8 protein-coding genes are annotated in these 17,429 nt (G+C 38.2%); 7 read left to right on the top strand and 1 reads right to left on the bottom strand.

The window, feature by feature from the left end:
• The 3 genes from GJU43_RS10705 to GJU43_RS10695 form a co-directional block, all read left to right on the top strand.
• Positions 1 to 2,598 (top strand): gliding motility-associated C-terminal domain-containing protein (locus GJU43_RS10705; protein ID WP_154340751.1); only part of this gene is annotated, 2,598 nt, incomplete at its 5' end.
• Positions 2,599 to 2,647: 49 nt separating this feature from the next.
• Positions 2,648 to 3,559 carry a type IX secretion system membrane protein PorP/SprF gene (locus GJU43_RS10700; RefSeq protein WP_154340750.1) on the top strand — a complete coding sequence of 304 codons (912 nt, stop codon included), beginning with the start codon at positions 2,648 to 2,650 and terminating at the stop codon, positions 3,557 to 3,559.
• A gap of 10 nt (positions 3,560 to 3,569) precedes the next feature.
• Positions 3,570 to 5,573: an OmpA family protein gene (locus GJU43_RS10695; protein WP_154340749.1), complete on the top strand. Its 2,004-nt coding sequence runs from the start codon at positions 3,570 to 3,572 to the stop codon at positions 5,571 to 5,573.
• Between the two features lie 277 nt (positions 5,574 to 5,850).
• On the opposite strand, the gene GJU43_RS10690 is transcribed toward GJU43_RS10695, so the two are convergent.
• Positions 5,851 to 6,177 carry a hypothetical protein gene (locus GJU43_RS10690; protein WP_154340748.1) on the bottom strand — a complete coding sequence of 109 codons (327 nt, stop codon included), beginning with the start codon at positions 6,175 to 6,177 and terminating at the stop codon, positions 5,851 to 5,853.
• Positions 6,178 to 6,558: 381 nt separating this feature from the next.
• Here GJU43_RS10690 and GJU43_RS10685 point away from each other — a divergent pair, with 381 nt between their 5' ends.
• From GJU43_RS10685 to sprA, 4 genes are all read left to right on the top strand, one after another.
• Entirely contained in the window at positions 6,559 to 6,984 is a 426-nt protein-coding gene (locus tag GJU43_RS10685) for a CBS domain-containing protein (RefSeq protein ID WP_154340747.1), read from the top strand.
• A 159-nt stretch (positions 6,985 to 7,143) separates the two neighbouring features.
• Entirely contained in the window at positions 7,144 to 9,435 is a 2,292-nt protein-coding gene (locus GJU43_RS10680) for an NADP-dependent malic enzyme (protein ID WP_154340746.1), read from the top strand.
• Positions 9,436 to 9,512: 77 nt separating this feature from the next.
• Positions 9,513 to 10,094: a Holliday junction branch migration protein RuvA gene (gene ruvA / locus GJU43_RS10675; protein ID WP_127337693.1), complete on the top strand. Its 582-nt coding sequence runs from the start codon at positions 9,513 to 9,515 to the stop codon at positions 10,092 to 10,094.
• A 24-nt stretch (positions 10,095 to 10,118) separates the two neighbouring features.
• Positions 10,119 to 17,360, top strand: coding sequence for a cell surface protein SprA (gene sprA, locus GJU43_RS10670; RefSeq protein WP_154340745.1), 7,242 nt, complete (start codon positions 10,119 to 10,121; stop codon positions 17,358 to 17,360).
• Positions 17,361 to 17,429 lie beyond the last annotated feature (69 nt).

Genomic DNA, 17,429 nt, shown 5'->3' with positions numbered 1-17,429 from the left:
GCCAACGCTCCGGCAGGTACTTACGAATTAACGTATGAAATCTGTGAGTTGCTAAACCCAACCAACTGCAGTTCAAATCAGGTAAAAGTAACAATCACGGCACCGGGAATCGATGCCGTTGCAGACAATCTAGGATCCATAAACGGAAATGCAGGCGGAACCACAGCAATATCATTGATCGCAGCTGATACGGTAAACGGAACACAAGCCGTAATCGGAACGAATCCGGGAGATATAAAATTAACCGTAACCACGCCAATAGCAGCAGGACTGACGATCAATACCAACGGTACTGTAACAGTTGGAGCGAATACACCGGCAGGAAGTTACAATTTAGAATATACGATCTGTGAAATCAATAATCCGGGCAACTGTGATACCGCAACTTCAACAATTGTCGTGACAGCAGGAGTCTTGGTAGCGAATTTAGATAGCGTTCCTTCAACGCTTAGTTCAAATACACCGAAGACACTAATAAATGTTTTTGACAATGACACTAAAAACGGAGCCGCATTAATTCCATCAGACGTAAAACTGACGGTGACGACTGCCGATCCAAAAGGATATTTGACGGTAGATGGAAATGGAAACGCGATATTAGGCGCCAACGCTCCGGCAGGAACATATGAACTGACTTATGAAATCTGTGAGTTATTAAACCCAACCAACTGTAGTTCAAGCCAGGTACAAGTAACAATCACAGCACCATCAATTGATGCCGTTGCAGACAACCTGGGATCCATAAACGGAAATGCAGGCGGAACCACAACAGTTTCCTTAATTGCAGATGATACCGTTAATGGAGCACAAGCTGTAATCGGCACAAATCCGGGAGACGTAAAATTAACGGTAACCACGCCAATAGCAGCAGGACTTACGATCAATACAAACGGAACCGTAACAGTTGGAGCGAATACACCAGCAGGAAGTTACAATTTAGAATATACGATCTGTGAGATCAACAATCCGGGGAACTGTGATACGGCGATTTCAACAATTGTAGTGACAGCAGAAGCCTTGATAGCCAATGATGATATTGTGCAGTCCGTAGTTGGGGCAAATCAGCCAAAAAATCTTTTGAATATTTTTTCAAATGATACTAAAAATGGTTTACCTGTAGTAGCTGCCGAAATGAATCTGACTGAAACAATCCCGGATCCGACTGGATTTGTCAAACTAAACCCTGACGGAACAGTGGTATTAAGCGCCAATACACCAGCAGGAACGTATGAGATAACCTATCAGATCTGTGAGAAATTAAATCCGACAAATTGCAGTACAGCTTCGATCAAAGTCACAGTGATTGCGCCAACGGTTGTAATCCAGGCAAAAGATGATGTGGCAGGACCGATAGACGCGAGCAAAGGAGTAAGTACTTCATTAAATATATTTGCTAACGATACTTTAAACGGATCTGCAATAAATCCGGCAGATGCGGTTTTAACTACGGTGACTCCAAATGCGAATCTGATTTTAAATGCCGATGGCTCTGTTGATTTGAAATTAGGAACGCCATCGGGAAGTTATCAGTTGACGTATCAGATTTGCGAAGCGTCCAATCCGTCTAATTGCAGTCAGGCAGTTGTAACGATTACGGTATTGAATACCACTAGTCCTATAAATCCAACAGCACCGATTGAGGCAAATGATGATGCAGAAATAGCGGTTGATGGAATAAACGGTTCGCTTGAATTTGTAAATGTTCTGGATAATGATTTATTAAACGGAACGGCAATTAATCCAACAGATGTACTGATTACAAAGACTTCAGCAAGTCCTTATTTTGAATTGAATGCAGATGGAACGGTAAACGTACTTCCAAATACTCCGGGCGGACATTATACCGTAACGTATCAGATTTGTGAAAAAGCAAGTGCCACCAATTGCAGTTCTGCAACGCTACATGTTTTTGTTGAATTTCCGGCTATTGCGATTATCAAAACGGCAGTCTTCAATGATGAAAATGCCAGCGGATTTGCCAATGCAGGAGAAACTATTACGTATAAGTTTAAGATAACCAATACAGGTAACGTTCCATTAAAAGATATTACCGTTAGAGATCCTTTACCGGGTATCGAAGTTTCAGGTCAGTCAATTGATCTGGATGTCAATGAAACAGATGAAAACACTTTCACAGCACAATATAAAATAAAACAGGCTGATATCAATCTTGGAAGTGTAAGCAATCAGGCAACCGTACAAGGGGTTAGTGCCAGAGGCGTTGTGGTTGATGACAAATCGGATAACGAAGACAATCTGGGAGATAAGCCTACGGTGTTAGCGTTAAATGGTTGTATGATTGAACCTTTAAAAGCATTCTCTCCAAACGGAGACAATAAAAACACAAGATTTTACATTCGTGGAATCGAATGTTATCCTGAAAATACAGTTGAAATTTATAACCGCTGGGGTGTTTTGGTTTACGATATTGATCATTACAACAATGAAGACAGAGTATTCAAAGGATTCTCAGAAGGCCGTGCCACCGTTAAACAATCAGACGGATTACCGGTAGGAACGTATTTCTACATTTTAAAATATAAAGACAGTGCCTCAAATTCACACGAATTAAGCGGTTATCTGTATATGAATAAATAAAAAATATAAACGGTTTGGTACTACCTGAACCGTTTTTAAAGCTTACTAAATGAAAAAGTTAATTTTGGTTTTTATGTTTATCTCGGTGGTGTGTTCGGCACAACAGGATTCTCAATTTACACAATATATGTACAACACGATCGAAATCAATCCGGCTTATGCGGGTTCCCGTGGCGTATTGAGCGTTTTTGGGTTGTATCGTACACAGTGGGTGGGTCTGGACGGAGCGCCGGAAACCAGCACATTTTCGGTAAATACACCCTTAAACAATAGTAATTTGGGTCTGGGAGTTTCTTTGGTAAACGATAAAATAGGACCTACTAATGAAAATACCTTATCGGCCGATTTGTCTTATAGTATTCAAACATCTGAATCGTTTAAGCTTTCGTTCGGAATAAAAGGAACTGCAAACCTTTTTAATCTTGACGCAAGCAAATTGACTTATGAAGATCAGAACGATCCGCAATTTCAGGATTTAAGCAACAAAATTACGCCAAACGTCGGAGCGGGAATTTATTGGCATTCCGATAAAATGTATGTAGGATTGTCTGTTCCGAATTTTTTAGAAACCAAACGTTACGACGATAATGACACCGCTATTTTTAAGGAGAAAATAAACTACTATTTCATGGCAGGTTATGTGTTTAATTTAGATCGTCTCGAATATATTAAATTCAAACCGGCAATATTGACCAAATTGGTAGAAGGAGCACCTTTGCAGGTTGATGTTTCGGGTAATTTTATGTTTAATGATAAGTTTGTGGTTGGCGTTGCCTATCGCTGGAGTGCATCAGTAAGTGCCATGGCGGGTTTTCAGGTGACCAAAGGCATGTACATTGGTTATGGATATGATCATGAAACGACTCAGTTAAGAAAATACAATTCGGGATCACATGAGATTTTCCTTCGTTTTGACTTTTTCAATAATTACAACAAACTGACCTCACCAAGATTCTTTTAATTGACTAAATATGAAAATTAAAAACTTAGTTTACTCCTTTTTGTTTTTCTGCTTTTTATTCAATGCGAATGCTCAGACGGGAAGTATCAAAAAAGCGGATAAAAAATACGATAGTTACGCTTACGCAGATGCCGCAAAAGGGTACGAAAAGCTAATTAAAAAAGGGTATAGAGAAGAGCGGATATTACAGAGACTTGCTAATTCCTATTATTTTACAGGTGATTTACAGCAAGCGCTACAATATTACGATGAGTTATTCCTGTTGAATGATAATCAGGATGCCGATTATGTATTTAGGTATTCCCAATGTTTAAAAACGGACGGGAATTATACGAAATCAGATCAGGTTTTAGAAAAATTCAGTCAGAAAGCACCTTCGGATCAGAGGGCGATTTTATTTAGCAAAAACCGAAATTATTTAGAAGATATTAAAACAAATTCAGGCCGTTTTGAGATCGCCGATGCCGGAATTAATTCCAAGGATTCCGATTACGGGAGTACAGTTTTAGACAATAAATTAGTTTTTACATCGGCCAGGGATACCGGTTCGATCGTAAAGAAAAGTTTTAAGTGGACGAACAAATCGATTTCGACTTTATATGCGGTTGAAATGATGCCCGACGGCAGTATTGGAAAAACAATGTTTTTTCATAAAAAGAATTTAAGTACTAATTTAAATCAGTCTACACCCGTTTTTACAAAAGACGGACGCACGATGTATTTCACCCGAAATAATTCTGTAAACGGAAAGAGAAAAGAGAACGAAAATAAAGTCTCGTTTTTAAAACTTTTTAAAGCCTCTCTTGTCAATGACGAATGGGTAAATGTACAGGAACTACCTTTCAGTAGCGATCAATATAGTGTGGCACATCCTGCCTTAAGTTTGGATGAAAAAACATTGTATTTTGCATCAGACATGCCGGGAACCCTGGGACAGTCAGACATTTTTAAAGTTAGTATAGGAGCCGATGGAACTTTTGGGAAACCGGAAAATTTGGGTTCGGAAATCAATACCGAAGGAAGAGAAACATTTCCTTTTATATCCGATGATAACGAACTTTATTTTGCCAGCGATGGTCGCCCGGGTCTTGGCGGACTGGATGTTTTTGTTTCGAGAATAACCAAAGACGGTTCTTTTGATGAAGTGCTAAACGTTGGAGAACCCATCAATAGCAGACAGGACGATTTTGCGTTTGTCATAAACAGTAAAAACAGAAACGGATTTTTTTCCTCCAACAGAGAAGGCGGTCACGGACTCGACGATGTATACCGTTTTACCGAAATTCGAAAACTGATTTGTGAGCAGGAATTGTCAGGTACAATTACAGATGCCGAAACAAAAGAAAATCTTTCGGGAGTAGCTTTAATTTTGTTCGATGAAACGCGTCAGAATTCTTTGGAAGCGGTTTCGGATCAAAATGGCAATTATATTTTTCCGAATGTAAAATGCGGTAAAAAGTATTTTATCAAAACATCCAAAACCGATTATGAGATTAAGGAAGCTCCGATAAGCATAAAAAAAGCATCCGGAAAAACCACTTTTATGATCGCGCTGGAAAAGAAGGCCAAACCTATAGTTACGAAAACCATCGAAGTCAAAAAAATCAAGATCAATGCCGTAACGCTTAAGCCTATTGCAGTTGGAACAGATTTGGCAAAATTGCTTAACATTCCGATGAACTTTTTCGATTTGGGAAAAGCCACGATCAAGAAAACATCAGAACCGCAATTGCAGAAACTGGTAAATGTGCTGAAACAATATCCGACCATAAAACTCGATATTCGTTCACATACCGATAGTCGACAATCGGCTTCGAATAATATGATTCTTTCCGAAAAAAGAGCCCAATCTACAAAAGAATGGCTCGTTAAGAAAGGAATCGACGGCAGCCGACTGGCTCCAAAAGGATTCGGGGAAACCCAATTGGTCAACAAATGTGCCGATGGTGTAAAATGTACCGAAAAGCAACACCAGAAAAACAGACGAAGCGAATTTATTATTACCTACTTATAGTTCCATTTTTATTTAATGAAATCCCTTTTCTAAATTTTAGAAAGGGGTTTTTTTAGTTTTAGCCTGAACCCATTCCGCGCGTTTAGTTCGTTCAGTTTGTCATTTCGACCGAAGGGAGAAATCACACCAGAAACTCCGTAACAAAAGTCAAAAATCTTTGTCGAATTACGTGTGTGATTTCTCCCTTCGGTCGAAATGACACAAATGACGCTCATGCTGAAACCGAGAATAATGCAGTAATAGAATAAAACTTTTTAAATATTTAGTAATGAATGGTTTAAGAATCTGCAAGGCACATTTTATTAATTTCATCGAATACCTCAAATTCATCCAAAGGAAACATTTCCAGTACCATTTCTAAAATTAGCATCACATTAATAGAAGAGTGTTGGTCTGTCTCCGAAATTTTATGCTCTTGTTGTTCCAATGCCAGAATGCACATTTTTAGCATATTGGTAATCGTAGAGCCAAGCTCGTAATAATTCTGTAAACTAATTTGAGCCGTGTATTTTCCTTTGGTATTCGCAGAAGGATTTTGAGTATTAAAATAACGGGCAGTTAACTCTCTTAGATTTTCTAAGTTTTTAATTTCATTTGTTTCCATGATAATTTTTTTTATACATTATTATTAAGATCTAAAGATTAGCATCTTATTTCCTACAAGTCAAACTTAATGAATTGTAGGAAAAAAGAGAGAGACATATATGTCCTGTTGATAACTAATGCAATTTCCATCTTCTAGTTATTAATTCCAACATACGATAATATGTTATTTAAATTATTCGAAATAAATTTATAAATGATTGAAAGTCTGATATTTTCGTAAAAAAGTCTTAAAATTCTTTCCTTTTTTTAAAGTAAAATTTCTAAAATTTGAAATAAAACGTATTATGTTTAAAATGAATGTTTTAGGTTTTAAAAAATCGATTTCGTTGTCGTGTGTATGCAATTTTTTTTAACTTTATAGAACTAAAATTTTTCAGATATGACTGTAGATCAAATACTAAACGCAAAAGGGAAAAATGTTTATTCGGTACGCTCTACCACAACGGTTTACGAAGCACTGAAAGTAATGGGAGAAAAAAACATAGGAGCAATTCTGGTGATAGACGGATCCGATTTAAAAGGAATATTATCCGAAAGAGATTATGCCCGAAAAATTGTTCTGAAAGACAAATCTTCAAAAGAAACATTTGTACATGAAATTATGGAAAGCACGGTTTTCTCGGTAAAACTTTCCAATAATATCGAAGACTGCATGGAACTCATGAGCACCAAACGCATCAGACATTTACCGGTTTTAGAAAACGGAATCGTCGTTGGAATCATCTCCATAAGTGATGTGGTGAAGGCCATTATCGAAATTCAAAAAGACACCATTAATCATTTAAATTCTTATATTTCACAATAAGTAAATTCCAAAAAATAAGCCTTAAAAAATAGTCCGGATTCTGCCGGACTATTTTTTTTTGAGAGCTGCAATTGTTATTTTAACAAAAGAAAGCGACAAAAACATGCCATTTTAAGTGAAGACTTATATCTTTGTAAGCTAGAATAAAAGCTAAAAACAATGAGTAAAGACAGTAAAAGAGAAGAGGCATTATTATACCATTCAAAGCCGACTCCGGGAAAAATTCAGGTAGTTCCAACAAAGAAATATGCGACACAAAGAGACTTATCTTTGGCATACTCTCCGGGAGTTGCAGAGCCATGTTTAGAAATTGCAAAAAATATTGAAGACGTATATAAATATACAGCAAAAGGAAACCTGGTTGCTGTAATTTCAAACGGTACAGCTGTTTTAGGACTTGGAGATATCGGTCCTGAAGCTTCAAAACCGGTTATGGAAGGAAAAGGTTTGTTGTTTAAAATATTCTCTGATATTGATGTTTTTGATATCGAAATCGGAACGAAGGATATCGAAGAATTTATCCAGACGGTAAAAAATATTGCCCCGACTTTTGGAGGAATCAACCTGGAAGATATTAAAGCCCCGGAATCTTTTGAAATCGAAAGAAGACTGGTAGAAGAATTAGATATTCCGGTAATGCACGACGATCAGCACGGTACGGCGATTATTTCTTCGGCTGCTTTAATCAACGCATTAGAACTGGCAGGAAAAAAACCGGAAGATGTAAAAGTGGTAGTTTCGGGAGCAGGTTCGGCTGCAATCGCGTGTACGGACTTATATGTTTTACTGGGCGTAAAAGTAGAGAATATTAGAATGTTTAACAGTAAAGGACTTTTAACAAAAGACAATCCTTCACTATCAGAACTTCAATTGAAATATGCGGTAAACGGTCCTAAAATGGAGTTAACAGAAGCCATAAAAGGAGCTGATGTTTTCATAGGGTTATCATCAGGAGATATTCTTTCGCCTGAAATGTTACTGAGCATGAAAGATAATCCGATTGTTTTTGCAATGGCAAATCCAAATCCGGAAATCGATTATAATTTAGCTACCGAAACCCGTAAAGATGTTATTATGGCTACAGGCCGTTCTGACTTTCCTAACCAGGTAAATAACGTTTTAGGTTTCCCTTATATTTTTAGAGGAGCACTAGACGTAAGAGCTACAAAAATTAACGAAGCGATGAAAATGGCTGCTGTAAAAGCATTGGCTATTTTAGCAAAAGAACCCGTTCCGGAGCAGGTAAACGTAGCGTACGGAGCAACAAAATTAGGTTTCGGAAGAGATTATATCATTCCAAAACCATTCGATCCAAGGTTGATTACAATTGTAGCACCAGCGGTTGCAAAAGCAGCCATGGAATCGGGAGTGGCCAAAAATCCTATTACAGACTGGGCAGCCTATGAAGACGCGCTTCGCGAACGTATGGGGAACGACAATAAAATGGTTCGTCTGATGACAAACCGCGCCAAAATGGATCCAAAACGAATTGTTTTTGCAGAAGCAGATCAGTTAAACGTCTTAAAAGCAGCTCAGATTGTGTATGAGGACGGAATTGGTTTTCCAATTTTATTAGGAAACAAAGAAGTGATTTTAGAGCTGAAAGCCGAATTAGGTTTTGATGCCGAAATAGAAATTATTGACCCCAAAACGAGTGAAGAAGAAGCAAGAAGAAACAGATTTGCCACTTCGTACTGGGAAACCAGAGACAGAAGAGGTGTTTCATTGCTTGACTCTCAAAAATTCATGCGCGAAAGAAACTATTTTGCCGCCATGATGGTCAATGAAGGTGAAGCAGATGCTTTGGTTACAGGTCATACCAGAAGTTACCCAAGTGTGGTAAAACCAATGTTACAATTAATTGAAAAAGCACAGGGAGCATCACTGGTTGCAACAGCAAATATGATGCTGACTTCCCGTGGGCCAATGTTTTTATCCGATACCGCAATCAATATTAATCCATCTGCAGAAGATTTGGTTAATATTGCTATTATGACAGCAAAAACAGCCAAAATGTTTGGTGTTGAGCCTGTTATCGCGATGGTTTCGTTCTCGAACTTTGGTTCTTCAACAAGCCCCGGAGCTTCAAAAGTAAGAGAAGCTGTAGCTTATTTACACAAAAACCATCCTGATTTAATCGTTGACGGAGAAATCCAGGCCGATTTTGCCCTGAACCAGGAGATGCTGGCAGAGAAATTTCCTTTCTCTAAATTAGCCGGGAAAAAAGTAAATACATTGATCTTTCCAAACTTAGAATCAGCGAATATTACGTATAAGTTATTAAAAGAATTGTACAAAGTAAATTCAATTGGGCCAATCATGATGGGAATGGGTAAACCAGTCCACATTTTCCAATTAGGAGCAAGCGTTGAAGAAATGGTCAATATGGCTGCTATTGCAGTTATTGACGCTCAGGAAAAAGAAAGTAAAAAAAATAAACTGGCTAAATAGTAAAGGCAATAAGGATCAAATAATATTGTCTTATTTTTATTGCATTTTTGTTATATTTGAGCCTAATAAATTACACTATGATAGCACATTTGCAGGGGAAATTGGTTGAAAAGAATCCAACAGACGTCATAATTGACTGTGGAGGAGTTGGTTATCAGGTAAATATATCTTTACACACCTTTTCATTAATTCCCAATGCTGAAAATATAAAACTGTATACGCATCTTCAAATCAAAGAAGATGCGCATACTTTATTTGGTTTTGCAGAAAAATCAGAACGCGAAATTTTCAGAATGCTCTTATCAGTTTCGGGTATCGGCGCCAGTATTGCACGAACCATGTTATCTTCTATAGAACCGCGACAAATTATAAACGCCATTGCCTCTGGAGATGTGGGTGTTATTCAGTCTATAAAAGGAATTGGAAGCAAAACAGCCCAGAGAGTTATACTTGATTTAAAAGAAAAAGTGTTAAAGTTATACGATTTAGATGAAGTTTCAGTAGTTCAGAACAATACAAACCGAGATGAAGCGTTATCTGCTTTGGAGGTTTTAGGTTTTGTTCGTAAAACTTCTGAAAAAGTAGTCGAAAAAATCGTAAAAGAAGATCCGGAGGCAACTGTCGAAACGATCATTAAAAAAGCATTAAAAAGCTTATAAACTCAATTTATATAAACGAATTGTATGCGTAAAATTTGTATTTTTTTACTGGTTTTATTTTGCGGTAATGTTTTGCGGGCGCAAGTAAATCCAGCAGTTCAAGATACAACTAAAAAACAGTTTTCCGTAGGGAAGCTGGAGTTGGAAAATCCACCAAGTATACTTTCGGCTTATAAATATGATCCAATTACAGACCGTTACATCTATACCAGTTCGGTAGATGGTTTTTCTATCGAATATCCCATTGTTTTAACACCTAAAGAATACGAAGCTTTAGTACTGAAAGAATCCAGAAGAGATTATTTCAGAAAAAAATCAGATGCCATTGACGGTAAAAAATTAGGAAGTGAGGCCGCCAAAAAGGATTTGCTGCCCCGATATTATATTAATTCAAGTCTTTTCGAAAGTATCTTCGGAAGCAATACCATAGACGTAAAGCCCACAGGATCTGTTGAAATGGATCTTGGAATTCGGTATACGAAGCAGGACAATCCTTCTTTTTCTCCGCGAAACCGATCCAATCTGACTTTTGATTTTGATCAGAGAATCAGTATGAGTTTAATGGGTAAAGTAGGTACCCGTTTAGAGGTCAACGCCAATTATGATACCCAGTCTACATTTGCTTTTCAGAATTTATTTAAACTGGCTTATACGCCCTCAGAAGACGACATTATCCAAAAAGTTGAGGTAGGTAATGTCAGTATGCCGCTTAACAGTACCTTAATCAGAGGTGCTCAGAGTCTGTTTGGGGTAAAGACCCAATTGCAATTTGGAAAGACTACGGTTACCGGAGTTTTTTCAGAACAGAAGTCCCAGACTAAAAATATAGTTGCAGAAGGTGGCGGGACGGTTCAGAATTTTGACCTGTATGCTTTAGACTATGACAATGACCGGCATTTCTTCCTTTCGCAGTACTTTAGAAACAAATATGATGCTTCCTTACGAAAATACCCGTTTATAGAAAGCCGCGTTCAGATTACAAGACTGGAGGTTTGGGTAACGAACAAGCAAAACAGGGTAAGTACAACCGGTAATAATTTACGAAATATTATTGCGCTTCAGGATTTAGGAGAAGCTCAAATTACCGGAATTCCGGATAACGAAGTCGTAGTGATAAATCCTACTACAGGCTTTTTTACGGCAGGTATCGATTCACCAACCGACAACAGGAATAACAAATACGATCCGGCCACTATAGGTTCCGGTGGTTTTCTGAACCAGAATATTAGAGAAATCGTAACGGCAAAAAATGGATTTAATTCTGTAACAGCAAGTGAAGGTACCGATTATTCTGTGCTGGAAAATGCCCGAAAATTAACGAGTAACGAATATACTTTTAATCCCCAGTTAGGATATATTTCCCTGCAACAGCGACTCGCAAATGATGAAATTCTGGCAGTAGCTTTCGAATATACCGTTGGAGACAAAATATACCAGGTGGGAGAGTTTGGAAGTGATGGTATTGACGGAACAGTGGTAAATGGAAATAACACTTCAAATCAGACCATTATCACACAAAGTTTGATTTTGAAAATGCTGAAAAGCAGCCTAACAAACGTAAACAATCCGGTTTGGGATTTGATGATGAAAAACGTGTATCAGATTCCCCAGGCTTACCAGATAAAACAAGATGACTTCAGGCTGAATATTCTTTATACAGATCCGTCTCCAATAAATTATATTAGTGCTGTCCCGGGAAGCCATTTTCCGGATGATGATCCAAATAATCCCGATCCGAATAAGTATTACATCACAAAAACACCATTATTAAATGTGTTTAACTTAGACCAGTTAAATTACAATAATGATCCGCAGGGAGGCGGTGATGGCTTCTTTGATTACATTCCGGGTATCACCGTTGATGCCCAAAATGGGCGAATTATTTTTACGACCAAAGAACCTTTTGGGGAACTTTTGTTTAAAAAATTAAATACCGGCGTCGGCGAAGATTATAATAACCCGACGACCTACAACGTAAATCAGCAGAAATATGTGTTTAGAAACATGTATAAAAACACACAGTCCGGAGCTCTTCAGGATAGTGACAAAAACAAATTCCTATTACGCGGAAAATACAAATCTTCAGGAAATAACGGTATTCCGATTGGGGCATTTAATGTTCCTCAAGGTTCTGTTGTCGTAACGGCAGGCGGAAGGGTTCTGGTAGAAGGAATCGATTATAGTGTGGATTACCAGTTGGGAAGAGTGCAGATTTTAGATCCTTCGCTTCAGGCATCCAATACGCCAATTGAAGTTTCCCTGGAAAATAATTCCGTTTTTGGGCAGCAAACCCGTAGGTTTATGGGGGTCAATGTGGAGCATAAAATCTCGGATAATTTTGTTGTTGGAGGGACGTTCCTGAAAATGACAGAAAGGCCTTTTACCCAAAAATCAAGTTACGGTCAGGAATCTGTAAACAATACGATTTTTGGTTTTAACGGGAACTATTCAACTGAAGTTCCTTTTTTTACCCGATTAGTCAATAAATTGCCAAATATAGATACAGACGTTCCGTCTAATCTTTCGATACGAGGTGAAGTTGCTTTTTTAAAACCAGATGCTCCAAAAGCAAGTGATTTTGAAGGAGAAGCTACCATCTATGTGGATGATTTTGAAGGTTCGCAGTCGACCATTGATATGCGTTCTGCTTATGCGTGGAGTTTAGCCTCAACACCGTTTATAAATTCGATAAACGACGTTACTTTTAATGCGAATTCCAATACGCTAAGTTATGGACACAAAAGGGCAAAATTAGCATGGTACACCATAGATCCTGTTTTCTTCTCTTCCAAACCATCCGGTATTTCAAATGACGACTTGTCTTTAAATACTACAAGAAGGGTTTACAGTAAAGAATTATATCCAAATACCGATATTGCACAGGGTCAGATTCAGGTTATTAACACACTTGATTTAAGTTATTATCCATCTGAAAGAGGGCCTTACAACAATAATCCAAATTTTAATACAGATTCTCCGGCGTCTAATTTTGGGGGTATCATGCGTTCTTTAAATTCAACCAATTTTGAGCAGGGCAATGTGGAGTATGTACAATTCTGGGTATTGGATCCTTATGTAGGCGCAGGTCAGGCACAACAGAATAACACAGGAAAAATCTACTTTAACTTAGGGGAAGTTTCTGAGGATGTTTTAAAAGACGGAAGAAAACAATACGAAAACGGATTAGGTCCGGATCAGGTACTGGTCAATCCACAACCGCTTTGGGGAGACGTTCCGGCTTCGCAATCGTTGATTTATGCATTCGACACCAACGCGGACAACCGTAGAAATCAGGATGTCGGTTTAGATGGTTTGCCGGATACGAGAGAAGGTGCAATTTATAATAATTATGCCGGAGAAGAAGATCCCGCAGCAGACAATTATAAATATTATTTAAATACAGAAGGAGGCGTACAGGAACGCTATAAAAGATATAACGGAGTAGACGGGAATTCTGCCGTGAGTATAGATGACCCAAATCGTGGTGCGACCACTTTACCGGATGTAGAAGATATTAATCGTGATAACACGATGAATACCATCAATGCGTATTATGAATACAGTATTGATATTAAACCCGGAATGGATATCGGTCAAAATTATATTACAGATGTTCGTAACGTAAGTAATATCGAATTGCCAAACGGAAGTACCACGACCGCAAGATGGATTCAGTTTAAAATTCCGGTTTCCCAGCCTCAGAATACAATTGGAAATATTACCGATTTCAGGTCAATCCGATTCATGCGTATGTTCATGACAGGATTTAATGAGCAGATGACCGTGCGTTTCGGAGCTCTGGATTTGGTAAGAGGTGAGTGGAGAAGGTATACAGGAACCCTTGACGCAAATGATACGAATCCTGAGAATGACAATACAGATTTTGATGTTCTTGCCGTAAACGTTCAGGAGAATAATACCAAATGTCCTATCAATTATGTGATCCCTCCGGGTGTACAAAGAGAACAATTGTATAATAATAATACGGTAATCAATCAGAATGAGCAGTCACTTGCCTTGCGTGTTTCCGGCGGTGGATTGGAATATAAAGATTCAAGAGCTGTTTTTAAAAATGTAAGCGTTGATATGCGTCAGTATAAAAAACTGAAAATGTTTTTACACGCAGAATCGTTACCAAATGAGACTGAACTGCAGGATAACGAAATGGCTGCCTTTATCCGTTTTGGAAATGATTTTACACAAAACTACTATCAGATCGAAATTCCCTTAAAAGTAACGAGGCCGGCAGGTTCGTGCGCTGTAAGTGCTGATAATGTCTGGCTTGAGGAAAATAATATTGATCTGGCACTTGATTTATTGACCAAAATGAAAATTAAGGCCATGCCTTTGGATATCAATTCTGATAAAAGAGATATAAATGGTGTTTACTATCCTGATGATGACTTATCAGTAGCAGGAGGTGACGGAGACAGTAAGTTAAGATTGGGTATCAAGGGAAATCCTAATTTTGGTTTGGTGCGAACTCTTATGATTGGATTAAAAAGCAGGGAAGAACGCAGAAATGTAAAAGGAGAAGTCTGGTTTAACGAACTTCGTATGGCCGATTTAGAGAATAAAGGCGGGATGGCTGCTATATTGAGTGTTGATACCAATATGGCTGATTTTGCAACCGTGTCGGCTACCGGACGTAAAAGTACAATTGGTTTCGGAGCACTTGAAGAAGGCGCAAACGAAAGAGACAGAGAAGACATTCAGCAATATAACATTGTAACGAATTTAAATTTAGGAAAGTTATTGCCTCCAAAATGGGGAATCAACCTGCCATTCAATTATGCTATCGGAGAAGAGGTAATCACGCCGGAATACGATCCTTTTAATCAGGATATAAAATTAAAACAGCTGCTGAGAGAGACGACGGATGAGAATGAAAAAGAGAATATCAGAACCCGTGCCATTGATTATACAAAGCGAAAAAGCATCAATTTTATCGGAGTACGAAAAGACAGGGCTCCCGAGCAAAAACAACATGTGTATGATGTTGAAAATTTCACCTTTTCACAGTCCTACAATCAGGTGGAACGTCATGATTATGAAGTGGCGGATTATAATGACGAGCAATCGAATACAGCAGTAAATTATGCGTATACTTTTCAGCCTAAGGAAATAGTTCCGTTTAAGAAAACCCAATTCATGAAAAAAAGTGACTATTGGAAAATGTTAAGCGATTTCAATGTCAATTATTTGCCGTCTAACGTGACCTTTAATACGAACATCATAAGACAAAGCAATCGTCAGCAGTTTAGGGACGTAGACGTTGCGGGAATCGGAATTGATCCGCTGTACAGAAGAAATTTTGCCTTTAATTATCAGTATGGTTTTGGTTACAACCTGACCAAATCATTAAAACTGAATTACACGGCAGCTTCCAACAATATTGTTAGAAATTTTCTAAACGACGACAATTCACCAAAACAAGATTTCAATATCTGGGATGATTACTGGGATATCGGAACACCAAACCAGCATGTGCAGCAATTGGTGCTGAATTATGATATTCCGATCAATAAAATTCCGGTTTTGAGTTTTGTGAAAGCAAGTTATTCCTATACGGCCGATTACAGCTGGCAGCGATCTTCAACGGCTCTTTCGGAGTATGAAGCGCCGGACGGCAGTATTTACGACTTAGGAAACACGATTCAGAATGCCAATTCAAATACGTTGACATCAACCTTTAACATGGGCATGCTGTACAAGTATTTGGGTTTAACACCAGGAGCTAAAAAAACAGCAAAACCTAAAACAGCAGCACCGCCAAAACCGGGAGAGAAAATTGTAAATACCGCAAAACCGGTTACCAGCAGTAGTCCTTTTTATGATGGCCTGATCGGTGTTCTGACCAGCGTTAAAAATATTCAGGTAAATTATACCATAAATAACGGAACCGTATTACCGGGATATACACCGGGCGTTGGTTTCTTTGGTACCGGAAAGCCAACCTTAGGATTTGTTTTCGGAAGCCAGGATGATGTACGTTATGAAGCCGCTAAAAATGGATGGCTGACCAGTTATCAGGAGTTCAATCAGAACTTTACACAGGTAACCAACAAGATTCTGAAAGTCACTGCCAATGTCGATTTATTTCCTGATTTCAAGATTGATCTGGCCATGGACAGATCATATTCTGAAAACTCATCAGAACAATATAGTGTTGATCAGTCCGATTTTGAGTACAAACCATTGTCGCGTTATACGTACGGAATGTTCTCTATTTCAACGGTATTAATCGGGACGGCATTTTCGACCAGCAACGAAACGCAATCTGCTGCATTTGATGATTTCAGAAACAATCGTCTGGTAATCGCTAATCGTTTGGCTGAAGAGCGTTATGGAGCCGTAATTCCGAGATATGATGCTTCAACACTTCCTGCGGAAGATATTACAGCTCCTATAACGGACCTGGCAAATCCGGGTAATAGTGGAAGAAAACAAATTATTTCAAACGATGGTTATCCGATAGGTTTTGGAAAAAGCAATCAGGCGGTGTTATTGCCTGCATTTTTAGCCGCTTACTCGGGTAAAGATGCCTCAGGTGCCTCAACGGATATTTTCAGAAGTTTCCCAATTCCAAACTGGAGTATTAAATACAACGGATTGATGCGTTATAAATATTTCAAGGATAAATTCAAACGTTTCTCCTTACAGCATAATTACAGGGCTTCCTATACAATAAATCAGTTCAGGTCTAATTTTGATTATTTTGAAAAACCGGACGGACAGGACGTAAACGGCAACTTTTATAATAAGACAATCATGTCAAACGTCAATCTGGTCGAGCAGTTCAGTCCGCTTATCCGGGTAGATTTTGAATTGAAAAGTTCGTTGAGAGTACTTACGGAAATCAAAAAAGACAGAGCGCTATCGATGAGTTTTGATAATAATTTATTGACGGAAGTGAAGGGGATGGAATATGTAATAGGTTTGGGATACCGCTTTAAAGATGTTATTTTTTCTTCAAGACTTGCCGATAATCCAACAGGGATTATTAAGAGTGATATCAATATAAAAGCAGATTTTTCTTTAAGAAACAACGAAACATTAGTGCGCTATTTAGATTATGATAACAATCAGCTGGCTGCCGGACAAAATATCTGGTCGCTGAAACTGACAGCAGATTATGCGTTTAGTAAAAACTTAACGGCTATATTCTACTATGATCATTCGTTCTCGAAAGCCGTAATTTCAACCTCATTTCCGTTAACAAATATTCGATCCGGATTTACGCTTCGATATAATTTCGGAAATTAATTTTGAGTTTCTAAAGCAGATTTCATTAGAAGATTATTACATTTGTGGCTTCAATATTCAATTATCAAT

It is taken from the genome of Flavobacterium sp. LC2016-23 (genome assembly GCF_009674775.1).
In the GTDB taxonomy this organism is placed as follows: domain Bacteria; phylum Bacteroidota; class Bacteroidia; order Flavobacteriales; family Flavobacteriaceae; genus Flavobacterium.
Note: the sequence above shows the minus strand (reverse complement) of the source record. Positions and strands in the feature narration are given on the sequence as shown.